General features: G+C 37.7%; 25 protein-coding genes and 1 tRNA gene. 18 read left to right on the top strand and 8 right to left on the bottom strand.

Annotated features, from left to right (window positions below):
- Positions 1–5 precede the first annotated feature (5 nt).
- From uvrA to ACLBXA_RS10660, 15 genes are all read left to right on the top strand, one after another.
- On the top strand, positions 6–2,882 hold the full coding sequence (gene uvrA, locus ACLBXA_RS10590; protein ID WP_447617202.1) for an excinuclease ABC subunit UvrA: 2,877 nt from the start codon (positions 6–8) through the stop codon (positions 2,880–2,882).
- Between the two features lie 58 nt (positions 2,883–2,940).
- Positions 2,941–3,393: a DUF4275 family protein gene (locus tag ACLBXA_RS10595; protein ID WP_000394721.1), complete on the top strand. Its 453-nt coding sequence runs from the start codon at positions 2,941–2,943 to the stop codon at positions 3,391–3,393.
- A gap of 111 nt (positions 3,394–3,504) precedes the next feature.
- Complete coding sequence (locus tag ACLBXA_RS10600) at positions 3,505–3,885, top strand: phage holin family protein (protein ID WP_001267308.1); 381 nt, start codon at positions 3,505–3,507, stop codon at positions 3,883–3,885.
- A 156-nt stretch (positions 3,886–4,041) separates the two neighbouring features.
- Positions 4,042–4,971, top strand: coding sequence for an HPr(Ser) kinase/phosphatase (gene hprK / locus ACLBXA_RS10605; protein WP_447617203.1), 930 nt, complete (start codon positions 4,042–4,044; stop codon positions 4,969–4,971).
- Positions 4,972–4,995: 24 nt separating this feature from the next.
- Positions 4,996–5,808: a prolipoprotein diacylglyceryl transferase gene (lgt, locus tag ACLBXA_RS10610; protein WP_000924241.1), complete on the top strand. Its 813-nt coding sequence runs from the start codon at positions 4,996–4,998 to the stop codon at positions 5,806–5,808.
- A gap of 67 nt (positions 5,809–5,875) precedes the next feature.
- Complete coding sequence (gene ppaX / locus ACLBXA_RS10615; protein ID WP_001222403.1) at positions 5,876–6,526, top strand: pyrophosphatase PpaX; 651 nt, start codon at positions 5,876–5,878, stop codon at positions 6,524–6,526.
- A gap of 33 nt (positions 6,527–6,559) precedes the next feature.
- Positions 6,560–7,072 (top strand): acyltransferase, encoded by a 513-nt coding sequence (locus ACLBXA_RS10620; RefSeq protein ID WP_001255086.1) that lies wholly within the window; start codon positions 6,560–6,562, stop codon positions 7,070–7,072.
- Between the two features lie 139 nt (positions 7,073–7,211).
- The gene (locus ACLBXA_RS10625) at positions 7,212–8,723 is read left to right on the top strand and encodes a tetratricopeptide repeat protein (RefSeq protein WP_000517718.1); all 1,512 of its coding nucleotides are present in this window, start codon (positions 7,212–7,214) and stop codon (positions 8,721–8,723) included.
- An 85-nt stretch (positions 8,724–8,808) separates the two neighbouring features.
- Positions 8,809–9,765 carry a thioredoxin-disulfide reductase gene (gene trxB / locus ACLBXA_RS10630; protein WP_001288077.1) on the top strand — a complete coding sequence of 319 codons (957 nt, stop codon included), beginning with the start codon at positions 8,809–8,811 and terminating at the stop codon, positions 9,763–9,765.
- A gap of 165 nt (positions 9,766–9,930) precedes the next feature.
- The gene (locus ACLBXA_RS10635; RefSeq protein WP_000455196.1) at positions 9,931–10,737 is read left to right on the top strand and encodes a DUF368 domain-containing protein; all 807 of its coding nucleotides are present in this window, start codon (positions 9,931–9,933) and stop codon (positions 10,735–10,737) included.
- A 229-nt stretch (positions 10,738–10,966) separates the two neighbouring features.
- The gene (locus ACLBXA_RS10640; protein WP_001190080.1) at positions 10,967–11,425 is read left to right on the top strand and encodes an NUDIX hydrolase; all 459 of its coding nucleotides are present in this window, start codon (positions 10,967–10,969) and stop codon (positions 11,423–11,425) included.
- Positions 11,426–11,445: 20 nt separating this feature from the next.
- Positions 11,446–12,327, top strand: coding sequence for an RNase adapter RapZ (gene rapZ / locus ACLBXA_RS10645; protein ID WP_000138458.1), 882 nt, complete (start codon positions 11,446–11,448; stop codon positions 12,325–12,327).
- 3 nt (positions 12,328–12,330) lie between these two features.
- Positions 12,331–13,284: a gluconeogenesis factor YvcK family protein gene (locus tag ACLBXA_RS10650; RefSeq protein ID WP_000712185.1), complete on the top strand. Its 954-nt coding sequence runs from the start codon at positions 12,331–12,333 to the stop codon at positions 13,282–13,284.
- A gap of 88 nt (positions 13,285–13,372) precedes the next feature.
- On the top strand, positions 13,373–14,323 hold the full coding sequence (whiA, locus tag ACLBXA_RS10655; protein WP_000006563.1) for a DNA-binding protein WhiA: 951 nt from the start codon (positions 13,373–13,375) through the stop codon (positions 14,321–14,323).
- Between the two features lie 23 nt (positions 14,324–14,346).
- On the top strand, positions 14,347–14,595 hold the full coding sequence (locus tag ACLBXA_RS10660; protein ID WP_000250307.1) for an HPr family phosphocarrier protein: 249 nt from the start codon (positions 14,347–14,349) through the stop codon (positions 14,593–14,595).
- A 520-nt stretch (positions 14,596–15,115) separates the two neighbouring features.
- On the opposite strand, the gene clpP is transcribed toward ACLBXA_RS10660, so the two are convergent.
- From clpP to ACLBXA_RS10700, 8 genes are all read right to left on the bottom strand, one after another.
- Positions 15,116–15,697, bottom strand: a complete 582-nt coding sequence (gene clpP, locus ACLBXA_RS10665; RefSeq protein WP_001049162.1) for an ATP-dependent Clp endopeptidase proteolytic subunit ClpP — start codon at positions 15,695–15,697, stop codon at positions 15,116–15,118.
- Between the two features lie 240 nt (positions 15,698–15,937).
- Entirely contained in the window at positions 15,938–16,807 is an 870-nt protein-coding gene (locus ACLBXA_RS10670; RefSeq protein ID WP_016099273.1) for a DUF421 domain-containing protein, read from the bottom strand.
- A 20-nt stretch (positions 16,808–16,827) separates the two neighbouring features.
- Entirely contained in the window at positions 16,828–17,034 is a 207-nt protein-coding gene (locus tag ACLBXA_RS10675) for a DUF1657 domain-containing protein (RefSeq protein WP_000215916.1), read from the bottom strand.
- An 11-nt stretch (positions 17,035–17,045) separates the two neighbouring features.
- Positions 17,046–17,396 (bottom strand): stage V sporulation protein AE, encoded by a 351-nt coding sequence (gene spoVAE, locus ACLBXA_RS10680; protein ID WP_000575919.1) that lies wholly within the window; start codon positions 17,394–17,396, stop codon positions 17,046–17,048.
- Complete coding sequence (gene spoVAD, locus ACLBXA_RS10685) at positions 17,393–18,409, bottom strand: stage V sporulation protein AD (RefSeq protein ID WP_000938953.1); 1,017 nt, start codon at positions 18,407–18,409, stop codon at positions 17,393–17,395. The genes spoVAE and spoVAD overlap by 4 nt, the downstream gene beginning before the upstream one ends.
- On the bottom strand, positions 18,410–18,886 hold the full coding sequence (spoVAC, locus tag ACLBXA_RS10690) for a stage V sporulation protein AC (protein ID WP_000095399.1): 477 nt from the start codon (positions 18,884–18,886) through the stop codon (positions 18,410–18,412).
- Between the two features lie 29 nt (positions 18,887–18,915).
- Positions 18,916–19,401 (bottom strand): YhcN/YlaJ family sporulation lipoprotein, encoded by a 486-nt coding sequence (locus ACLBXA_RS10695; protein WP_001228537.1) that lies wholly within the window; start codon positions 19,399–19,401, stop codon positions 18,916–18,918.
- Positions 19,402–19,494: 93 nt separating this feature from the next.
- Entirely contained in the window at positions 19,495–19,701 is a 207-nt protein-coding gene (locus ACLBXA_RS10700) for a DUF1657 domain-containing protein (protein ID WP_000216166.1), read from the bottom strand.
- Between the two features lie 204 nt (positions 19,702–19,905).
- Between ACLBXA_RS10700 and ACLBXA_RS10705 the strand changes: the two genes are divergently transcribed.
- The 3 genes from ACLBXA_RS10705 (at position 19,906) to ACLBXA_RS10715 (ending at position 21,803) form a co-directional block, all read left to right on the top strand.
- A tRNA-Arg gene (locus ACLBXA_RS10705) sits at positions 19,906–19,981 on the top strand.
- Between the two features lie 259 nt (positions 19,982–20,240).
- Entirely contained in the window at positions 20,241–21,548 is a 1,308-nt protein-coding gene (gene rpoN, locus ACLBXA_RS10710) for an RNA polymerase factor sigma-54 (protein WP_000647951.1), read from the top strand.
- A 9-nt stretch (positions 21,549–21,557) separates the two neighbouring features.
- Positions 21,558–21,803 carry a glutaredoxin family protein gene (locus ACLBXA_RS10715; protein WP_000869737.1) on the top strand — a complete coding sequence of 82 codons (246 nt, stop codon included), beginning with the start codon at positions 21,558–21,560 and terminating at the stop codon, positions 21,801–21,803.
- Positions 21,804–21,834 lie beyond the last annotated feature (31 nt).

The following is a 21,834-nucleotide window of genomic DNA, read 5'->3' on the forward strand; positions in this document are numbered from 1 at the left end:
AAAGAGTGAGTAAGAGCAAGGATTTTATCGTTGTAAAAGGTGCTAGAGCACATAACTTAAAAAATATTGATGTAACCATTCCGAGAAATCAGCTTGTCGTTGTAACGGGATTGTCTGGTTCGGGGAAATCATCATTAGCATTTGATACGATTTATGCAGAAGGGCAGCGCAGATATGTAGAATCGTTATCTGCGTATGCGCGCCAGTTTTTAGGACAAATGGATAAGCCGGATGTAGATACGATTGAAGGATTGTCACCGGCGATTTCAATCGATCAAAAAACGACGAGTCGTAATCCACGTTCAACTGTCGGAACAGTGACGGAGATTTATGATTATTTACGTTTATTATTTGCACGAATTGGTACGCCAATTTGTCCGAATCATGGGATTGAAATTACATCACAAACAGTCGAGCAGATGGTAGACCGTGTTCTTGAATATCCTGAGCGTACGAAATTGCAAGTGTTAGCGCCTATCGTGTCTGGGCGTAAAGGAGTGCATGTGAAAGTACTTGAAGATATTAAGAAGCAAGGGTATGTTCGTGTACGTGTTGATGGTGAAATGCTTGATGTGTCTGAAGAGATTACGTTAGATAAAAATAAGAAGCATTCCATTGAAGTTGTAATTGACCGTATTGTTGTAAAAGAAGGAATCGCAAGCCGTCTTGCTGATTCACTTGAAAGTGCATTAAAGCTTGGCGGAGGCCGAGTGTTAATCGATGTAATGGGAGAAGAGGAACTTCTATTTAGTGAACATCATGCTTGTCCGCATTGTGGTTTTTCAATCGGAGAATTAGAGCCGCGTATGTTCTCATTCAACAGTCCATTCGGAGCATGTCCTTCTTGTGATGGACTTGGTTCAAAGCTAGAGGTAGATTTAGAACTTGTTATTCCGAACTGGGATTTATCATTAAATGAACATGCGATTGCTCCATGGGAACCGACAAGCTCACAATATTACCCACAGCTTTTACAATCTGTATGTAATCATTACGGCGTTGATATGGATGTGCCTGTGAAAGATATACCGAAAGATTTATTTGATAAAGTGTTGTACGGAAGCGGTGAAGAGAAAGTTTATTTCCGCTATGTAAATGAATTCGGTCAAGTAAAGGAAAATGAGATTTTATTTGAAGGTGTTATTCCAAACATTGAACGTCGTTATCGTGAAACGAGTTCTGATTACATTCGTGAGCAAATGGAAAAGTATATGGCAGAACAAGCTTGTCCGAAGTGTAAAGGCGGCCGCTTAAAGCCTGAGAGTTTAGCTGTTTTTGTTGGTGATAAAACGATTGCTGACGTAACGAAGTATTCAGTTCAAGAAGTACAAGAATTTTTCTCGAATGTAGAGCTAACGGAGAAACAACAAAAAATAGCTCATTTAATTTTAAGAGAAATCCAAGAGCGCGTTGGGTTCTTAGTGAACGTCGGTTTAGATTATTTAACGTTAAGTCGTGCCGCAGGAACTTTATCAGGTGGTGAGGCGCAGCGTATTCGTTTAGCGACGCAAATTGGTTCTCGTCTTACTGGCGTACTTTACATTCTTGATGAGCCTTCTATCGGTTTACATCAGCGCGATAACGATCGTCTTATTCGTACGTTGCAAGAAATGCGCGATTTAGGTAATACATTAATCGTTGTTGAGCATGATGAAGATACGATGATGGCTGCTGATTATTTACTTGATATCGGACCGGGTGCAGGTATTCACGGTGGGCAAGTTGTATCGGCAGGGACACCAGCTGAAGTGATGCAAGATGATAATTCGTTAACAGGAAAATATTTAAGCGGTAAAGAGTTTATTCCAGTTCCACTTGAAAGACGTAAAGGTGCCGGACGTAAAGTGGAGATTGTCGGCGCAAAAGAGAATAACTTAAAGAATGCAAAAATGTCATTCCCACTCGGTACGTTTGTAGCGGTAACAGGTGTATCTGGATCAGGTAAAAGTACGATGATTAATGAAGTACTATATAAATCGTTAGCGCAAAAGTTATATAAAGCGAAAGCGAAGCCAGGTACTCATAAAGAGATTAAAGGTCTTGAACATTTAGATAAAGTAATTGATATTGACCAGTCACCAATTGGTCGTACACCACGTTCTAATCCAGCGACGTACACAGGTGTATTCGATGATATTCGTGATGTGTTTGCACAAACGAACGAAGCTAAAGTGCGCGGATATCAAAAAGGACGTTTCAGCTTTAACGTAAAAGGTGGCCGTTGTGAAGCGTGCCGTGGAGATGGAATTATTAAAATCGAAATGCACTTCTTACCAGATGTATACGTTCCGTGTGAAGTTTGTCACGGTAAACGTTACAACCGTGAAACGTTAGAAGTGAAATATAAAGATAAGAATATTTCTGAAGTGTTAGGGATGACAATTGAAGATGGAGTAGAATTCTTCGCCAATATTCCTAAAATTAAGCGTAAACTTCAAACGCTTGTAGATGTTGGGCTTGGTTATATGAAATTAGGGCAACCAGCTACGACTTTATCTGGTGGTGAAGCGCAGCGTGTGAAATTAGCTTCTGAATTACACCGCCGTTCTACAGGTCGTACGTTATACATTTTAGATGAGCCAACGACTGGTTTGCATGCACATGATATCGCGCGTCTTCTAGAAGTGCTGCAACGCCTTGTTGAGAGCGGTGAGACGGTACTTGTAATTGAACATAATTTAGATGTGATAAAAACAGCTGATTATATTGTTGACCTTGGACCAGAGGGCGGAGATAAAGGTGGACAAATCGTTGCTTCTGGCACGCCAGAGCAAGTAGTAAAAGAAGAGCGCTCGTATACTGGTAAGTATTTAAAAGAGATTTTAAATCGTGATAAAGCAAGAATGAAAGAGAAAATAAAAGAAGTAGAGTTATCGCAATAAGTGTATGAATAAAACCGGGTGGAAATGACACTCGGTTTTTATTGTATAGGGGGAGATGATGGAGTTTTTAGATGTGTTGCGAAAGAAGAATATGAAGGTAAGAAAGTTCCAAAAGTGGGGTGTATATTTTCGGAAGCGCTGGGAGAATAACTTTGCAAACCATTTAAGTGATGAAGAAAAAGAAGACATTTTTTTTTACGGAGATAAGTATGTATGTGGATATCTTTGGCACATATTTAGTTATGAGAAAAAGAAGTGCTTAGAAGGAATAGAAGCAGAGAGCGCGTTTCATAATGAAGTGAAAAAGGAGTGCTACATTTTCTACCAACACTGTGATGAGGTACTATTAATAAAGGATGCGAGTTTATTACATATGGATGATACATTGTGTGAGACAGATGATGCGTATAAAGGTGATATCTATATTGTAGATAAAGATTTCACCTGGACTTTTGTAAAAACTCATGAACATAGATGGTGTGGTCCCTATTTCACAAAGAAATGTTGGTAGGTATACAAGCGTGAAGAGTAGAATAAGTTGGTATAAGTATTTGTATGATACTTGCGTTTATTGTCTATTAGCGTATGATGAAATATATATGTTAAAAGGATGTGTAAGAAAATGAGATGGATTGTATCACTTCTTGTAAATAGCGTTGTGTTAATCGCTGTATCGGGACTTTTAAAAGGGATTGCACCAGACGCGTTTTACGTAGCAAATATACAAACTGCAATTATTGCGAGTATTATTTTGGCTGTTTTAAATGTGTTCGTAAAGCCGTTTTTAATTTTAATTACGCTACCAATTACTGTTGTAACTTTCGGCTTCTTCTTAATTGTTATTAATGCGATTACGTTAAAAATAGCAGATTCATTATTAGGAGATGCTTTTAATATATCAGGATTTGGTGTAGCGATTGTTGCGGCAATTTGTATTTCAATTTTTAATATGATTATTGAAAAGGCAATTGTGGAACCTCTATATGAAAAAAAGAGAAAATGACAAAAAGAAAAACATTTCATTATTCGTATGAAATGTTTTTTTCTATTTATCAGAAACCGTATTTCTTGTTTCCAGAAAAAAATGGTACAATATCCGGTAGAATGGAATTTTACATCAAACGAGACTGAACCCGCAGCGGAGTGGAGGTTTATACATATGCCAAAAGTAAGGACAAAAGATTTAATTGAACAATTTCAATTGGAGTTAATAAGTGGTGAGAAAGGAATTCATCGTCCGATTGATACAAGTGATTTATCACGACCTGGAATTGAAATGGCAGGATTCTTTACATATTATCCAGCTGATCGCGTGCAGCTTCTTGGAAAAACGGAGCTTACGTTCTTTGATACGTTAACGACAGAACAAAAACAAGAGAGAATGAAAGCGCTTTGTACCGAGGAGACGCCATGTATTATTATAACTCGTAATCAAGATGTACCAGATGAGTTATTACAAGCATCACGTGAATCAGGCATGCCTTTATTACGTTCTTCTCAAACGACAACGAGATTATCAAGTCGTTTAACCAATTATTTAGAAGGTAAGCTAGCACCAACAACTGCTGTTCATGGTGTATTAGTGGATATTTACGGTGTTGGTGTTTTAATTACAGGTCAAAGTGGTGTTGGTAAAAGTGAGACAGCTCTTGAACTTGTGAAGCGTGGCCATCGCCTTGTTGCGGATGATAGTGTAGAAATTCGCCAAGAAGATGAAGACACATTAGTAGGAAGCTCACCAGATTTAATTGAGCATTTATTAGAAATTCGTGGTCTAGGTATCATTAACGTTATGACGTTATTCGGTGCAGGGGCAGTGCGAAATTATAAGCGTATTACACTTGTTATTAATCTTGAAATTTGGGATCAAAAGAAAAATTATGATCGCTTAGGTCTTGATGAAGAGAAGATGAAAATTATTGATACAGAACTTACGAAGATTACACTTCCGGTTCGTCCTGGTCGAAACTTGGCTGTTATTATTGAAGTAGCAGCGATGAACTTCCGTTTAAAGCGTATGGGAGTCAATGCAGCACAGCAGTTCTCAGAACGATTAATGAGTGCGATTGAGTTAGGGAATCAGGAGTAAACATTGGAGAGGGAGGTCATACATATGCTGTTAGGTTCTGTACCGCAGCTTGACCGCGTAGCTGTCCAACTTGGGCCGTTTCCTGTTTATTGGTACGGGATTATTATCGGTACAGGTGTGCTATTAGGTCTTTGGCTAGCAACTCGCGAGGGAGAAAGGCTAGGTATTCCAAAAGATACATTTGTTGACCTTGTATTAATTGCAGTACCGATCGCTATTCTATTTGCGAGAATGTATTATGTTATTTTTGAATGGGAATATTACGCGCAAAACCCGAGTCAAATTATTAATATTCGTCAAGGTGGCTTGGCGATTCATGGTGGTTTAATCGGAGCGGTTATTACCGGAATTCTTTTTGCAAAGCGACGCGGGGTTTCATTCTGGAAGTTGGCGGATATTGCTGCGCCAAGTATTTTACTAGGACAAGCAATTGGCCGATGGGGAAACTTTATGAACCAAGAGGCACATGGTGATGAAGTAACGAGACAGTTTTTAGAAGGTCTTCATTTACCAGATTTCATTATTAATCAAATGTATATTGAGGGTGTGTACTATCATCCGACGTTTTTATATGAATCATTATGGAATTTTGTAGGTGTAATTTTACTACTTGCATTAAGAAAAGTGAATTTACGCCGCGGGGAATTATTCTTCACATATTTAATTTGGTATTCAGTAGGACGCTTCTTCGTAGAAGGCTTACGTACAGATAGTTTAATGCTAGGACCACTTCGCATTGCACAAGTAATGTCAATTGGACTTGTTGTTATTTCTATTATTTTCATTATTGTGAGACGAAAAATGGGGCAAGCTGATAAAAGATATTCGGAAAATTAGAGAAAAGTAGCATCTTATTGTAAGATGCTGCTTCTTTCATATTCAGGAAAGCGAAAGGACTAAGGCAATGAGAATAAATACAGTGTTATTTGATTTAGATGGAACTTTAATTAATACAAACGAACTTATTATTTCTTCTTTTTTACATACTTTAAATACATATTATCCAAATCAATATAAGCGTGAAGATGTGTTGCCATTTATCGGTCCATCTTTGCATGATACTTTCAGCAAGATTGATGAAAGTAAGGTTGAAGAGATGATTACAAGCTATCGCGAATTTAACCATGATCATCATGATGAATTAGTAGAAGAATATGAAACTGTATATGAAACAGTTCGAGAGTTGAAGAAGCAAGGTTATAAAGTTGGTATTGTTACAACGAAAGCGAGACAAACCGTTGAGATGGGATTACAGTTGTCAAAGCTTGATGAATTTTTTGATGTTGTCGTGACAATTGATGATGTAGAGCATGTGAAACCACATCCAGAGCCACTTCAAAAAGCGCTTGAATTATTAGATGCAAAACCAGAAGAGGCATTGATGGTTGGGGATAATCATCATGATATTGTCGGTGGTCAAAATGCGGGGACGAAAACAGCTGCGGTTTCATGGACGTTGAAAGGTAGAGCGTATTTAGAAGCTTACAAGCCGGACTTTATGCTAGATAAAATGAGTGATTTGCTACCGATTTTGTCTAATATGAACCGTTCATAAAGGTCCAAGTAAGTTAGTAGAGGAGCGAGCTAAGTGCGACGGACAACGCGCTATCCTGTTTCAGGAGGAAATTCATTATGGAATGTGTATAAAACAGTGTCTTTTTGGAAGGTAATGAAAAACTTTATTATTATCCAAATTGCGCGTTACACGCCATTTTTATCTGTGAAGAATTGGTTGTACCGTACTTTTTTACGGATGAAAGTAGGAAAGAAAACATCATTTGCACTTATGGTAATGCCGGATATTATGTTCCCAGAAAAGATAACTGTGGGAGAGAATTCGATTATTGGTTATAACACAACGCTTTTAGCACATGAATATTTAATTCGTGAATATCGACTTGGGGAAATCATCATTGGAAATGAAGTGATGATTGGAGCGAATGTAACAATATTACCAGGTGTGAAAATTGGAGATGGTGCGACTGTCTCAGCTGGCACACTTGTTCATAGAGATGTACCGAGCGGAGCTTTCGTAGGTGGAAATCCAATGCGTATTATTTATACGAAAGAGCAAATGACCGCAAGAGAAGGTTCATGGTGAAAATGTAACATTTCTCTTCTTTTTTTATGAATAAAAAGGAAATAATTGAGTAGAATATACTGTTTTGTTTTTTACGGAATCGTGTATACTTATAGATAGAAGAATGTGTGAACGAAGAAAACAAAAAACTGGAGGATATATGGGGAAAAATCAAAGAATATATAAGGAGAACGGACAAGTTATCTCTTTTAATCAGCTAGCGGACTTCTTTTATAAAAAAGGGATGAGAGCTTACAAAGGGCAAAAATTGCAAGATGCAATTAAATATTTTCGAAGAGCGGCACAAAGTGAGAAGGAGCCGTTTATTTTATGTCAATTAGCATCAGTATTATCTGAGGCTGGTGAATATCAAGAATCGAATCAAATCTTCTTAAAGTTAGTTAGATCTAATCCAGAACTTGAACAGTGCTATTATTTTATTGCAAATAATTATGCATATATGGGGTTATTTCAACAGGCGAAGAAATATGCGGATCGCTATTTAGAATTTGCAAAAGAGAAGGAATTCGTAGAAGATACATTAGAACTTCTTGAGATTATGGAAGAAGAAGCAATGGGTGCGGAAGAGATTGAAGATGAAGATGATTTAATTGTTATGCAGGAAGAAGCGAATCGTTATATTCGTAATGGACAATTGGAAGAAGCGATTGCTACATTAGAAATTGTTACGAAAGATTATCCGGAATTTTGGTCAGGTCATAATAATTTAGCCATTGCACATTTTCAATCTGGTAATGTAGACAAGGCACTGAAGTTAACAGAAATGATTTTAGAGAAAAATCCTGGTAATATACATGCGCTTTGTAATACGCTTATTTTTCTATATTCAATTGGAGAGCATAAACAAGTAGAAGCGTTAGCGGGACAGCTAGTTTCAGTATATCCGATTTCATTTGAACATCGTTTGAAACTGGGAACCACACTTGCAACGATTGGTTATTTCGAGCATGCATATAAATGGTTCAAATTATTAAAGCGTCAAGGATACGAGGGAGACGTTAGTTTTTATTATTGGTTTGCATATTCTGCTTATATGGTGAAAGATCAGCAACTAGCTGAAAAAATGTGGCAACATGTCGTGGAATTGCACCCTGATAAAAAAGGAAAAGAGCCCTGGAATGCGCTGAATTTAGCAGATGAAGGACAAAGTTTGCTATTTGAAGAATTACGAAAATCATTTCAGCAAAGTGCGACGTTAGAAGAACAAATGCTGGCTTTATATTTAATGAATGAATTGTCAACGCCGGAGAAGGTTGGATTCTTCTTTGATATAACGCAAGCGAAGAACGGTGTTCCCATCGTATCACAACTTGCAAATTACTTCTTTTTACTTAATAGTCATAAGAGTATTCCAGCTGATTTACAACAATTTGAGCAGTGCGTACGAATCGCGGATGCATTATACAATTATACGAAAAAAGATGATGAATTAATTGAAGAGTGTTTACACTTTTGGTTTTGTACGTTCATACGTTTATATACATCTGGAGATATATTTACAAATGTGTACGGCTGGTCAGCTGCGATTGAATACATTGTACGCGGCGAACAAGGAAATAAAATGACACAGTCGGAGCTTGGAGATGTATATAATGTATCTGTAGCGACTGTCCGAAAGTATGTGCAAGCTGTTAAGCGTACGCACACATAAGATAAGCAAATCATTGGGAAAAAAATGATGCTAACAGTATAATGAGGGTAACTTAATTGTGTAGGAATGGATAGGAGTGAATAGTGTGTCAGAAGAAAAAATTTATGATGTCGTTATTATTGGTGCAGGACCAGCTGGTATGACAGCTGCAGTATATACATCTCGTGCAAATTTAAGCACATTAATGCTTGAGCGTGGTATTCCAGGTGGCCAAATGGCAAACACAGAAGATGTAGAAAACTACCCAGGTTATGAGTCTATTTTAGGACCAGACTTATCAAATAAAATGTTTGAGCATGCGAAGAAATTTGGTGCTGAATATGCATACGGTGATGTGAAAGAAGTCATCGATGGTAAAGAATACAAAACAATTATTGCTGGTAAAAAAGAATATAAAGCACGTGCAATTATCGTTGCAAGCGGTGCAGAGTATAAAAAAATTGGTGTACCGGGTGAAACAGAACTTGGCGGCCGTGGTGTATCATATTGTGCAGTATGTGACGGGGCATTCTTTAAAGAAAAAGAACTTATCGTAATTGGCGGCGGAGATTCTGCTGTTGAAGAGGGTGTATTCTTAACGCGCTTTGCATCAAAAGTAACGATTGTTCACCGTCGTGACACGCTTCGTGCACAGAAAATTTTACAAGACCGTGCTTTCCAAAATGAAAAAGTAGATTTCATTTGGAACCATACTATAAAAGAAATCAACGAAGCAAGTGGTAAAGTAGGAAGTGTAACACTTGTCGACGTAAACAGTGGAGAAGAGAAAGAAGTCAAAACTGACGGCGTATTCGTATACATCGGTATGTTACCATTATCAAAACCATTTGTTGAACTAGGTATTACAAATGAAAATGGTTACCTTGAAACGAACGAACGTATGGAAACGAAAATTCCTGGTATTTTTGCAGCTGGTGATGTTCGTGAAAAAATGCTTCGTCAAATTGTAACTGCAACAGGTGACGGTAGTATTGCAGCACAAAGTGCTCAACATTACGTAGAAGAATTATTAGAGGAATTAAAAACTGTATCAGAAAAATAAGGGATAATATACCTTGTGAGAAGAAAGCTACCGACAGGAGCTTTCTTCTTTTTTTGTTTGAAAATGTCAAAATTTTGTCAAAAAATATTAGGATTATAAGCTTTCTTATTGATATACTGGACTTTACGGAAAAAATCACTATAAGAAATGAGGAATTTATTCAGTATGGAATGGCGTAATATATATCGTGGATTTTGTATGGGCGTTAGTGATTTAATTCCTGGTGTGAGCGGCGGTACAATCGCTGTTGTGTTAGGGATTTATGAACAATTGCTTGCGGCAATTAGTGGATTCTTTAGTCGTGAATGGAAAAAACATTTAGGATTTTTAATTCCCCTTGCAGCTGGTGTGGCAGCAGCATTTTTAACGTTAAGTCACGTTATTAAATATTTACTTGCAAATCATTATGAACCGACTCAATTTTTCTTCCTCGGTTTAATTATTAGTATATTACCGATGTTAATGAGAGAAGCTGATGCAAAGTCATCGTTTAAAGGTAAGCACATTGTTTTATTAATAGTTGCAGCAATTCTTGTTGCGATTACAGCTTTCTTTAAACCAGATAAGGCAGCAGATCCAATTACGACGTTAACAATTTTAAATGCAATTGGTTTATTTTTCGCAGGATGGATGGCTAGTATGGCCATGCTGCTTCCTGGGATTAGTGGATCGTTTATTTTATTAATTATTGGTGTGTATCCAACAGCAATTAACGCTTTAACTACACTTAATTTACCTTTAATCGTGGTTATCGGTGCTGGTGTTATGGTCGGATTTGTTGTAAGTAGTAAAGGCATTAGTTTTTTATTAGATCGTTATAAAAGTATGACATTTGCGGCAATTATTGGACTTGTAATCGGTTCGATTGTAATTGTGTTCCCTGGGATTCCGACTGGCGGATTTTCAATTATAAGTTCGATTATTACCTTTATTTTAGGATTTGCGATTGTTACTTATTTCGGTAAGAAATAAAGGCTTTAATCCCCTTGGCGATAAAAATCGTTAAGGGGATTTTTTATGCTATTCATTGAAAGTCTAAGCATTTACATTGCTTGTTATAGAAAGCTTTTTTAAAATTGTTGAGTAGCATATGCTTAACGAAAGAGGACTGGCTCCTTCGTTGTAGCAAACTGTTTTTGATAGTATAATGAAAGAAGTATGCAGTGAGGAATTTTACTGCAAGTAGCTGAGGTGAAGAAACATGCAAAGAGTGACAAACTGTGTGTTAATTAGAGATAATGAAGTACTCTTACTCCAAAAACCTCGCCGAAATTGGTGGGTTGCACCAGGCGGGAAAATGGAGCGTGGTGAGACTGTAAGAGATTCCGTTGTTCGCGAGTATCGTGAAGAAACAGGTATTTATTTGAAAAACCCAGCGTTAAAGGGGGTCTTCACCTTTGTCATCCAAGAAGGTGATAAAGTTGTTTCTGAATGGATGATGTTCTCCTTTTTAGCGACAGATTTTGCAGGAGAAAACAAACTAGAGAGCGAAGAAGGCATCATTGGTTGGCATACATTTGACAAAATTGATGATTTAGCAATGGCGCCAGGAGATTATCACATTATTGATTACTTAATTAAAGGAAATGGCATAATCTACGGTACATTTGTATATACCCCAGATTTTGAGTTGCTTTCATATCGATTAGATCCGAGTTAAACCGTCAAGGAGAGGATACGATGACAGAGAATAATGATATAAAAATGGTAATTATTACAGGGATGTCTGGAGCTGGAAAAACAGTAGCTTTACAAAGTTTTGAAGATTTAGGATATTTTTGTGTAGATAATTTGCCACCGATGTTATTGCCAAAGTTTATTGAACTTATGGCGGATTCAAAAGGGAAAATGAATAAAGTGGCACTTGGTATTGATTTACGTGGCCGCGAGTTTTTCGAACATTTATGGGGAGCGCTTGATGATTTATCAGAACGTACATGGATTATTCCTCATATTTTATTTTTAGATGCGAAAGATAGTACGCTTGTAACTCGTTATAAAGAAACGAGACGTTCGCATCCACTTGCACCAACTGGTTTGCCGTTAAAGGGAATCGAAGCAGAGCGCGATTTATTAACAGATATGAAGGCACGAGCGAATATTGTGCTTGATACATCGGATTTAAAACCGAAAGAATTACGTGAAAAAATTGTTCACTTGTTCTCAACAGAAACTGAGCAAGCATTTCGTGTAAATGTTATGTCATTTGGATTTAAGTACGGTATTCCAATTGATGCAGATTTAGTATTTGATGTTCGTTTTTTACCAAATCCATATTACATTCCACATATGAAGCCATTAACAGGACTAGATGAAGAAGTTTCTTCGTATGTACTGAAATTTAATGAGACACATAAGTTTTTAGAGAAGTTGACGGATCTGATTACTTTCATGTTGCCTCATTATAAAAGAGAAGGCAAAAGTCAACTTGTAATTGCAATTGGATGTACAGGTGGACAGCATCGTTCTGTTACGCTTACAGAATACCTTGGGAAACATTTGAAACCAGAGTATAGTGTTCATGTATCTCATCGTGATGTGGAGAAGAGAAAGGGCCATTAAGGGATGAAAAAAGAGAGAAAGCCTAAAATTGTTATCATGGGAGGCGGAACTGGACTCTCTGTTTTATTAAGAGGATTAAAGCAATATCCTGTTGATATTACAGCAGTTGTTACAATCGCTGATGATGGTGGCAGTTCAGGTAGATTACGTGATGAGCTAGAAATTCCACCTCCAGGTGACATCCGTAACGTACTTGTTGCGTTATCGGATGTAGAGCCACTGGTGGAAGCTTTATTTCAGCACCGTTTCACAACAGGGGACGGACTGAAAGGTCATGCGTTAGGAAATCTATTGTTGGCAGGTATGACCTCAATTACAGGAGACTTTTTCCATGCAATTACGGAAACAAGTAAAGTATTAAATGTCAGAGGACGTGTATTACCAGCAGCGAATCAAAGTGCGGTACTTCATGCGGAACTTGAAGATGGAGAAATTGTAACAGGCGAATCAAAGATTCCTTATTACGGAAAGAAGATTAATCGTGTCTTTTTAACTCCAGAAGATGTAGAGCCATTGCATGAAACCTTGGCTGAGATTAAACGAGCTGATTTACTCGTTTTCGGTCCAGGAAGTTTGTATACAAGTATATTACCCAACTTAGTTGTTAATAAAATTGGGGATGCTGTTCTTGCTGCAAAGGCGAAGAAGGTGTATGTATGTAACGTTATGACACAAGCGGGTGAAACGATGGGATATACTGCTTTTGATCATGTGCAGGCTTTACACGATCATTTAGGGCAACCATTTATTAATACTGCAATTGTAAATAACCGTGATATTCCTTGTGAATTACGTAAGTTATATGAGGAAGAAATGTCTACACCAGTTGTAGTGGATGAAGAACGTTTTGCTGAAAATAATATTGATGTCATTCAAGGTGGATTAGCGAAGTATGATGATCGTGTTGTAAGGCATGATACGTTAAAGTTAGCTTCGATTTTATATTCATTGTTATAAATATGCGTTGCCTCGTTTGAGGTAGCGCTCCTCATTCATATAGGACAAGAATTTTGTTCCATAATAATCGTATAAGGAGGTGTTGACTGTGTCATTTGCATCAGAAACAAAGAAAGAGCTGACGAACCTTGAAATGAAGGAATGCTGTGAAAAAGCTGAATTATCAGCGTTACTTCGAATGAATGGATCGCTTTCTTTTTCAAACCGTCGTCTATCTATTGATATTCAAACAGAAAATGCGGCAATTGCAAGAAGAATTTATACGCTTTTGAAAAAGGGATATGACGTAACGGTAGAATTGCTTGTTCGTAAAAAAATGCGATTGAAGAAAAATAATGTATATATCGTAAGGCTTGTTGAGAAGTCTCGCGAAATATTAGCCGATCTTCATATCGTGCGAGATGACTTTTCATTTATTCGAAATATATCACAAGAATTGATTGAGAAGAAGTGTTGTAAACGATCGTATTTACGCGGTGCATTTTTAGCAGGTGGTTCAGTAAATAACCCAGAAACATCATCTTATCATTTAGAGATCTTTTCGTTATATAAGGAACATAATGATGCTATATGTGAACTAATGAACGGATTTGATTTAAATAGTAAGACGCTGGAAAGAAGAAAAGGGTACATTACGTATTTGAAAGAAGCGGAGAAAATTACGGAATTTTTAAATATTATTGGTGCTCATAATGCGCTTTTAAGATTTGAAGATATTAGAATCGTACGTGATATGCGTAATTCCGTAAATCGTTTAGTGAACTGCGAAACAGCTAATTTAAATAAAACAATTGGTGCAGCGCTAAGGCAAATTGAAAATATCCGCTATATTGATGAGACGGTTGGTCTTGATATATTGCCAGATAAACTACGAGAAATTGCGCAGCTACGAAGAGATTATCAAGATGTAACATTGAAAGAGTTAGGTGAGATGGTATCCGGGGGGAAAATTAGTAAATCGGGTATTAATCATCGTTTGCGTAAAATCGATGAAATTGCAGAGAAATTACGCGCGGGGGAAACGGTAGCAAAAAAATAAGAGGTTAAAGGGGAAATGGAGCTGTGGTTCAAAAACGAGTTCAGGTTTCATTAAAAAACGGTTTACAAGCACGTCCGGCTGCGTTGTTTGTACAAGAGGCAAATCGCTTTCATGCAGATATCTTCATTGAGAAAGATGGAAAGACAGTAAATGCAAAGAGCATAATGGGGATTATGAGCTTAGCAATTGGAACTGGAAGCATGATAACAATTACAACAGAAGGTTCAGATGCAGAAGAGGCTTTAGAAGCATTAGCTGCATATGTACAATAAAGAGCTATCGCGTATATGCGATAGTTTTTTTGTTTTGTTGTTTGTGCGGATTAGCGGGGAGGGGTATTTAGCTGGTTTGTCCTTGTCGGAGATTGTCGGTAAATCGATATGTTGTGTCGAACCGTTGATATATTAAAAAAATCGTTGATATAATTTGAGTTTTGTTCGATATAATTGAAAAATCGTTGATATATTTAGAGGGATACTGGATGGGGTATGTGAGCGGGGAACAATATATAAAAGAAGCGCCCAATTATAGGGCGCTTCCGCTTTAAATGTATCCAGCTCCAGCGGCTAGAATGGTCGGTGGCTTCGCTTCTTCCGCCGAGGTAAAAAGCACCTCTTTGTCAGAAGCTCCATCCTCCTCCCATTCTGAACGAGCCGCTTCCGCTTTTAGTATATCCAGCTCCAGCGGCTAGAATCTCCGGTCGTTTCGCCCTTCATTCGAGGCAAAAAGCGCCTCGGAATCAGGTGCTCCATCGCCCTGCGATTCTGAATGAGCCGCTTCCGCTTTTAGTTATTAACGATTTGTAAAGATCTTATCGATTAAACCGTATTCTAAAGCTTTTTCTGCTGTCATGAAGTTGTCGCGGTCTGTGTCGCGTTGTAGTACTTCAAGTGGTTGACCAGTGCGGTCAGCAAGAATTTGGTTTAGTTTTTCACGTAAGAATAGGATACGTTTTGCAGCGATTTCGATTTCAGTCGCTTGACCTTGTGCTCCACCAAGTGGTTGGTGAATCATTACTTCACTGTTTGGAAGTGCATAACGTTTTCCTTTTTCACCTGCTGCAAGTAAGAATGCACCCATAGATGCTGCCATACCGATACAGATTGTTGATACTTGTGGTTTAATAAACTGCATTGTATCATAGATTGCCATACCTGCTGTGATAGAACCACCAGGGCTGTTGATGTAGATGTGAATATCTTTTTCTGGATCTTGAGATTCCAAGAATAAAAGCTGGGAAACGATTGAGTTAGCTACGTTGTCATCAATTGCACTACCAAGCATAATGATGCGGTCTTTTAATAGTCGAGAGTAAATATCGTAAGCGCGTTCTCCACGATTTGTTTGTTCAATTACTGTAGGAATTAAATTCATCTGTTATTTCCTCCTTCTAAAGCTTTCTTAGTCTTATAATACAATTATGGTCAATAAAGGTCAAACGAAACCACTTTAAATCAAAAAAATATGTAGTTGTATCATGAAATATTCGCTATGTTTTCGAAATTCCCTGCTTATGTATCTTCAACATCATAACCGAATTCCATAAATTTAAACGTTATGAAAACTGAAGAAAAAAGAAAAGAACGCCTTTTAACTGAAGCGTTCTTTCGATAGTTAGTCTTTTAAAAGATAGGTAACTCTATTTAAAATCTTTTCGATTTGTTTCGCGTTTTTACTATACATTTCGCTTGCTGATTTCGACTTTGTTTCTAGGGAAAATAGTTCAAGATCAGCATGACATTTTTTTAAAGATGCTAATAATAAAGGTTTGTTTTGAGGAGAAGGCATTTGGAGTTTGTCATTGTAAATGTCGATAGTAAGTTGTCCGTATGAATCCACTTGACCGAGAAAGACATTTTCAATAACAACACCGAGCTTTTCTAGTTCAGAATGTAGCCAAGCGCGGTTATGTCCACTAGAGGATAAAGGTTCATCTAAGACATTGCCATCCATAATAACAGTTTGCGGTTCTTTTTCATTCGGTACTTTTAATCCAAGGTCTTTTGCAGTAATGGGCTGAGAATCTTTCTTTAATAATACATTTAATTCTCCGCTCGGTTCTAAGACAGCAAATTCGACTTCCGCTATACTAAATGCACCATTTCCTCTAAGAAGTTCAAGTAACTCATCACTTGTATATTTCTCTTTCTTTAAATTATCCTCAAGTACTTTGCCATCCTTTATTAAAACTGTAGACTTCCCTTCAAAAAAATCTCTAGCAGTTTTGTTTTTTAAGGAAAGAATTCCGACAAAAAAGGGTACTGATGCGAAAATAAGTATAGCAAAGACACCGTGGAAAAACTTTTGATCAAGCCCTGTAGCTATTTGAGCAGCGATATCACCGATTGTCATTCCCGCTATGTATTCAAAAAAGGAAAGCTGAGAGATTTGCCTTTTTCCTAAGCACTTTGTAATAGTGAATAAAATAATTAATATGAATACAGAGCGAAGGATGACAAGTGTCCATTCCGGTAGGTGAGACATAGTTATTTCCTCCAGTCTACTTAAAACCCTTTATATTGAGGTTCTTCACGTTCTAATACTGAAACTCTATCCTGTAAATCAGCGATGACACTGTCCATTTCTAACATACATTCATGAAATACGCGTTTAGCTTCATCGTCTGTAGAATTTAGTGAAAGGGAACTTAAGCTTGCTTGAGCGCCTCTTACACTAGCAAGGCAAGTTTTTACGCTAGCGATAACAGTCATATAAACACCTCTTATCCTTTCGGTTTAAATAACAATGCTCCAATGAAGCCGAAAATAATAGCTGCTGATACACCGGCGCTCGTTACTTTAAACATGCCGGTAATAACGCCAACGATGCCATGTTTTGCAGCTTCTTCCATTGCGCCATGAACGAGGGCATTACCAAAGCTTGTAATAGGTACAGTTGCCCCGGCTCCAGCGAAATCAATTAATGGCTCATACAAATTAAATCCATCTAATATAGCTCCAGCAACAACGAGTGTTGCCATTGTATGAGCGGGTGTTAGTTTGCCGACATCAAACATAAGTTGGCCGATTACACATATGAGTCCGCCAATGACGAAAGCCCAGAAAAAAATCATTGCGTTGCACCTCCAAATTCAATCGAAACGGCATGAGCGATACACGGAATCGTTTCTTCTTGTTGGAATGTAAGTGGAGATAGTAAAGCGCCTGTCGCAACGACAAGTATTTTTTTGAACTCTCCTCTTTTCATTCGGTTTAATAAATGACCGTACACGACTGTTGCGGAACATCCTGGTCCACTAGCACCGGCTATGACAGGCTGTCCTTCTCTATAAATGAGGAGTCCGCAATCTTGAAACTGTTCGCTCATTACTTTTGTTCCGTGTTTATGTAGTAAGTCATAAGCAATTTCGCGTCCTACATGTCCGAGATCGCCTGTTACAATTAAATCGTAGTAAGAGGCATCAATTTGACGTTCGCGTAAGTGAGCTTCAATTGTGTCGACGGCAGCTGGAGCCATTGCACCTCCCATATTAAACGGATCCGTTAATCCCATATCAACGACTCGTCCGATTGTGGCAGATGTTACCCTAGGGCCGTGCCCAGTATCGCTTAAAATAGCGGCTCCTGCTCCGGTTACTGTCCACTGTGCAGTAGGCGGCTTTTGTCCACCGTATTCGGTAGGATAGCGGAACTGTTTTTCTACAGCGGTGTTATGACTTGAGGCACCAGTTAATAAATATTTTGCGCCCTTTGCGTTTACGATACTTGCCCCAAGTGCTAAACCTTCCATGGAAGTAGAACAAGCCCCGAATAATCCGAGATAAGGAGTGCCCAGTGTGCGGCAAGCAAAGCTTGTAGGGGTAATTTGATTAATTAAATCTCCTGCGAGTACGAATTGAATATCGTCTTTACGAAGTTCTGCTTTTTCAGTAGCCCGGCTACAAGCTTCTTCGAATAAAATTTTATGTGCTTTTTCATAGGAATCTTGTCCGAGCCATAAATCTTCATGAAGGATATCGAAGTCTTCTGGGATTTTCCCTTTTGCCTCAAAAGGTCCACCAACGACTCCTGTTGAAATAATAACGGGTTTGTTTTCAAATACCCACGTTCGGTGTCCTTGTAACATTTATAGCCCTCCCCATTGAACGAGAATCGTTTTAATAAGTGCGATGACAAAAGCCGAAAATACACCAAATAAAATAACAGAGCCAGCTAATTTAAACATGTTACCGCCAACACCAAGAACAAATCCTTCCGTTCGGTGTTCGATACAAGCTGCAATAACGGAGTTTCCAAATCCAGTAACAGGTACAGCTGTACCAGCACCAGCAAACTGCCCAAAACGATCGTATATACCAAATCCAGTTAGTAACATAGAAATGAAAATAAGAGTTGCGACGGTTGGATTTCCTGCCGAACGTTCAGTGAAATCAAAATATGTGATGTAAAAAGTAGAAATGAGTTGTCCGATGAAGCAAATAAAACCACCAACGAAAAAGGCTTTTATACAATTTTTTAAGACAGGTCGTTTCGGTTCGCGTTCTTGTTCGAATTTTTTATACTCCTGTTGTACAGGGGTTAAGTTTTTATCTTTACTAGACATTGCAATCCTTCCTTTTCTTTTAAAAAGCGTTAAGTGTTAGACTCCATTTTTTTACCAATGAGTTTTAATTGCTTATTAATCTCATCTTTAGATACTTTTTTTTCCTTAATCTTTCTTTCGAGCTTTTCGAGTAACATAAAGATTTTTTTATCTGTACTTACACGAACATCGAAAGTAGGGTGCTCATCACTTAGCTGCTTTTGAAGCTTTTTACGAAGCGGTTTTAATCCAAACCTTTCGTGATGCTCAGGTGTAACTGCTATGTAGAGATCTAAATTTGAATTCACTGCTGTGCTTTTTATAATTTCATCCATAGCGAGAGCTCTTTTCTTCGCTCCTTGTGATATAGATTGATTAAAGGATTCCGTACTCGTCTTTGTTAACTTTGGACCTTTTTCTTTCTCCGTTTGTTTTGCTTCTTCTTTCACTTTTTTATCTAAAGGACTATTATCACATCCGGTAAAAGAGCTAAATAGAAGTGCAAATAATGCGGTTATGAGGCCGAGTTTTCGCATAATTATCATTCCATTTCTATTGCAATATGTAATGTGATAGAAAAAGGATGACTGCATATCATCCTTTTTCTATTTCACAGCAAGATTGGTTCGTTATTGCTGTGAGTATTGTGGTTCTTCCTGTTGGACTTCTTCAACACGTGGGTTTAAAGAATCGATAATCGTTTGTGTTTGCTGCGCAGCTGTTTGAAAAAGTTGCTTAGCTTGTTGGTTATCCGTATCAAGAGCGAATCCCTCTAAGCTAGCTTGTGCACTTTTTAATCCAGAAACAGTTTGCTTTAGTTTCGTAATTACAGTCATTGAATGAAGCCCCCTTTGGAATATCAATTCATAGGTTATAATTTGTGAGTTGGGATGAATTTATGATTGGAAAATTTAGGGGTTGAATAGATTTTATATGCTTTTAGCTAAGATGTATAAGGTATTACGGGGATATTTTTATTGATTTAGATGGATTTTATTGCTATTATTATGAGAAGAAAATGAAGTGTTTTCTATAATCATGCGCCCATAGCTCAGTCGGATAGAGCGGTGGTTTCCGGTACCACGTCTGTCGGGGGTTCGAATCCCTCTGGGCGCGTCAAAAAGTCCTAACTTACGTTTTGTAGGTTAGGACTTTTTTTATTTCCCTCTTGTTATATCTGATAATAAGATTTACTATTAGTACTTGATAATAATTTTTATAACTTATTATTTTCTTTCAATATTATTCAAATTTCGGTTGTAAGTTGTAAATATCATTAATACATATAAATTAATAATATTTTGGAATGGGCGTCTGCGTGAGGATTCTCCTTTTACCAAACTTATTGTACAATAGAAACAAGGGGGAGATTAGTTTGAAGGCAAGTCTTTTACAAGAACAAAGCTTACGTTTGGCAATGACACAAGAGTTAAGGCAAGCGATTACAATGCTTCAGTATAATGTACAAGAATTATCGGAGTTTTTGTATGAGCAATCGTTAGAGAATCCCCTTATTGAGTTAGGTGGTTTTGAGAGGGAGAAGAAAAAGAGCTCTAACAACAGTAAAAGTACCAGCAAACAAGTCGAGAATCAGATGGAAATCTACAGTGTGGATTCTACAACGATTCAGCAACATTTATTAAATCAAATACAGTATTATAAAATAGATGAAGAAGAGCGGAAAGTGGCTTCTTTCATTATTATGAACATGGATGGAAACGGGTATTTACAAGAAACGAATGAAGAGTTAGCAGAGCTCCTTTCTGCGCATATTCATGTAGTTGACCGCTCTGTAGAGCTTGTCCAATCACTGGAGCCAGCAGGGGTAGGGGCGCGTAATATTCAGGAATGTTTAACCTTACAATTGAAGCGCTTACAAAGAAGGGATGGATTAGCGGAAGATATTGTAGAGGAGCACTTTGCTTATTTCGTGAAGAAGGATTGGCGAAAGCTCGTTCATGTGCTGAAGTGTAGTAATGAAGAATTACAATCGGCGGTGAACTGTATTACATCATTGCAGCCGAAACCGGGCCTTGCGTATTCTTCGGATAAACCACTGTATATTGTGCCTGACATGGCAGTGAAAAAAGAAGGCGATCGCCTCGTTTTACAGATGAATGAGAGAAATATGCCGAGAATTGAAATTCACTCTGAGTACAGTGCGCTTCTTAATAATAGTGAAAGTGAAGTAGCATCTTACGTTTCAGAAAAGTATCAGCATGTGCAATGGATTATGCGCAGTTTGAAACAGAGAAAACAAACACTTCTGCAAGTGATGACGATTATTATGGAAAAACAACGTGATTTCTTTTGGGAAGGTCCAGCGTATTTGAAGCCGCTCGCTTTAAAAGAGGTGGCGGAAGAGCTAAGTGTGCATGAGTCTACGATTAGTCGTGCAACAAGAAATAAGTATGTGCAAACGCCACACGGTTTATTTGAGATGAAATCGTTCTTTAGTAATGCAGTTTCGACGACAGAGGATGAGGCAGTTTCAACGAAGCGAGTGAAACAGTTTATTCAAACGCTTGTGGAAGCAGAGAATAAGAAAAAGCCACTCTCAGATCAAAAGATTTCAAAATTATTAGAAGAAGAGCATGAAATTGTTATTTCTCGAAGAACGGTGGCGAAGTATAGAGAACAAATGCATATCCCAGCTTCGTCATTGCGAAAAACAATCGGATAGGTGAAGAAGATGAAAGTTGTGCTGTATACAAAAAAGAATTGTGGTCTTTGCGTGCAGGCGAAACAAGTTTTGCAGGAAGTACAATGTGAATATTCTTTTCAAATCGAGGAAATAGATATATATGAAGATAATGACCTTTTAGAAAAATATCATTTAATGATTCCGGTTGTAGAAATAGACGGAAAACAAGTAGAATATGGTAACATTCACAAAGGTGTCATAATAAACTATATAAAGAATGCAGTTAAGAGTTGAATAAGTTTCTATCTCCTGTTACAATAATACA

The sequence above is a fragment of the Bacillus sp. D48C genome (genome assembly GCF_053345735.1).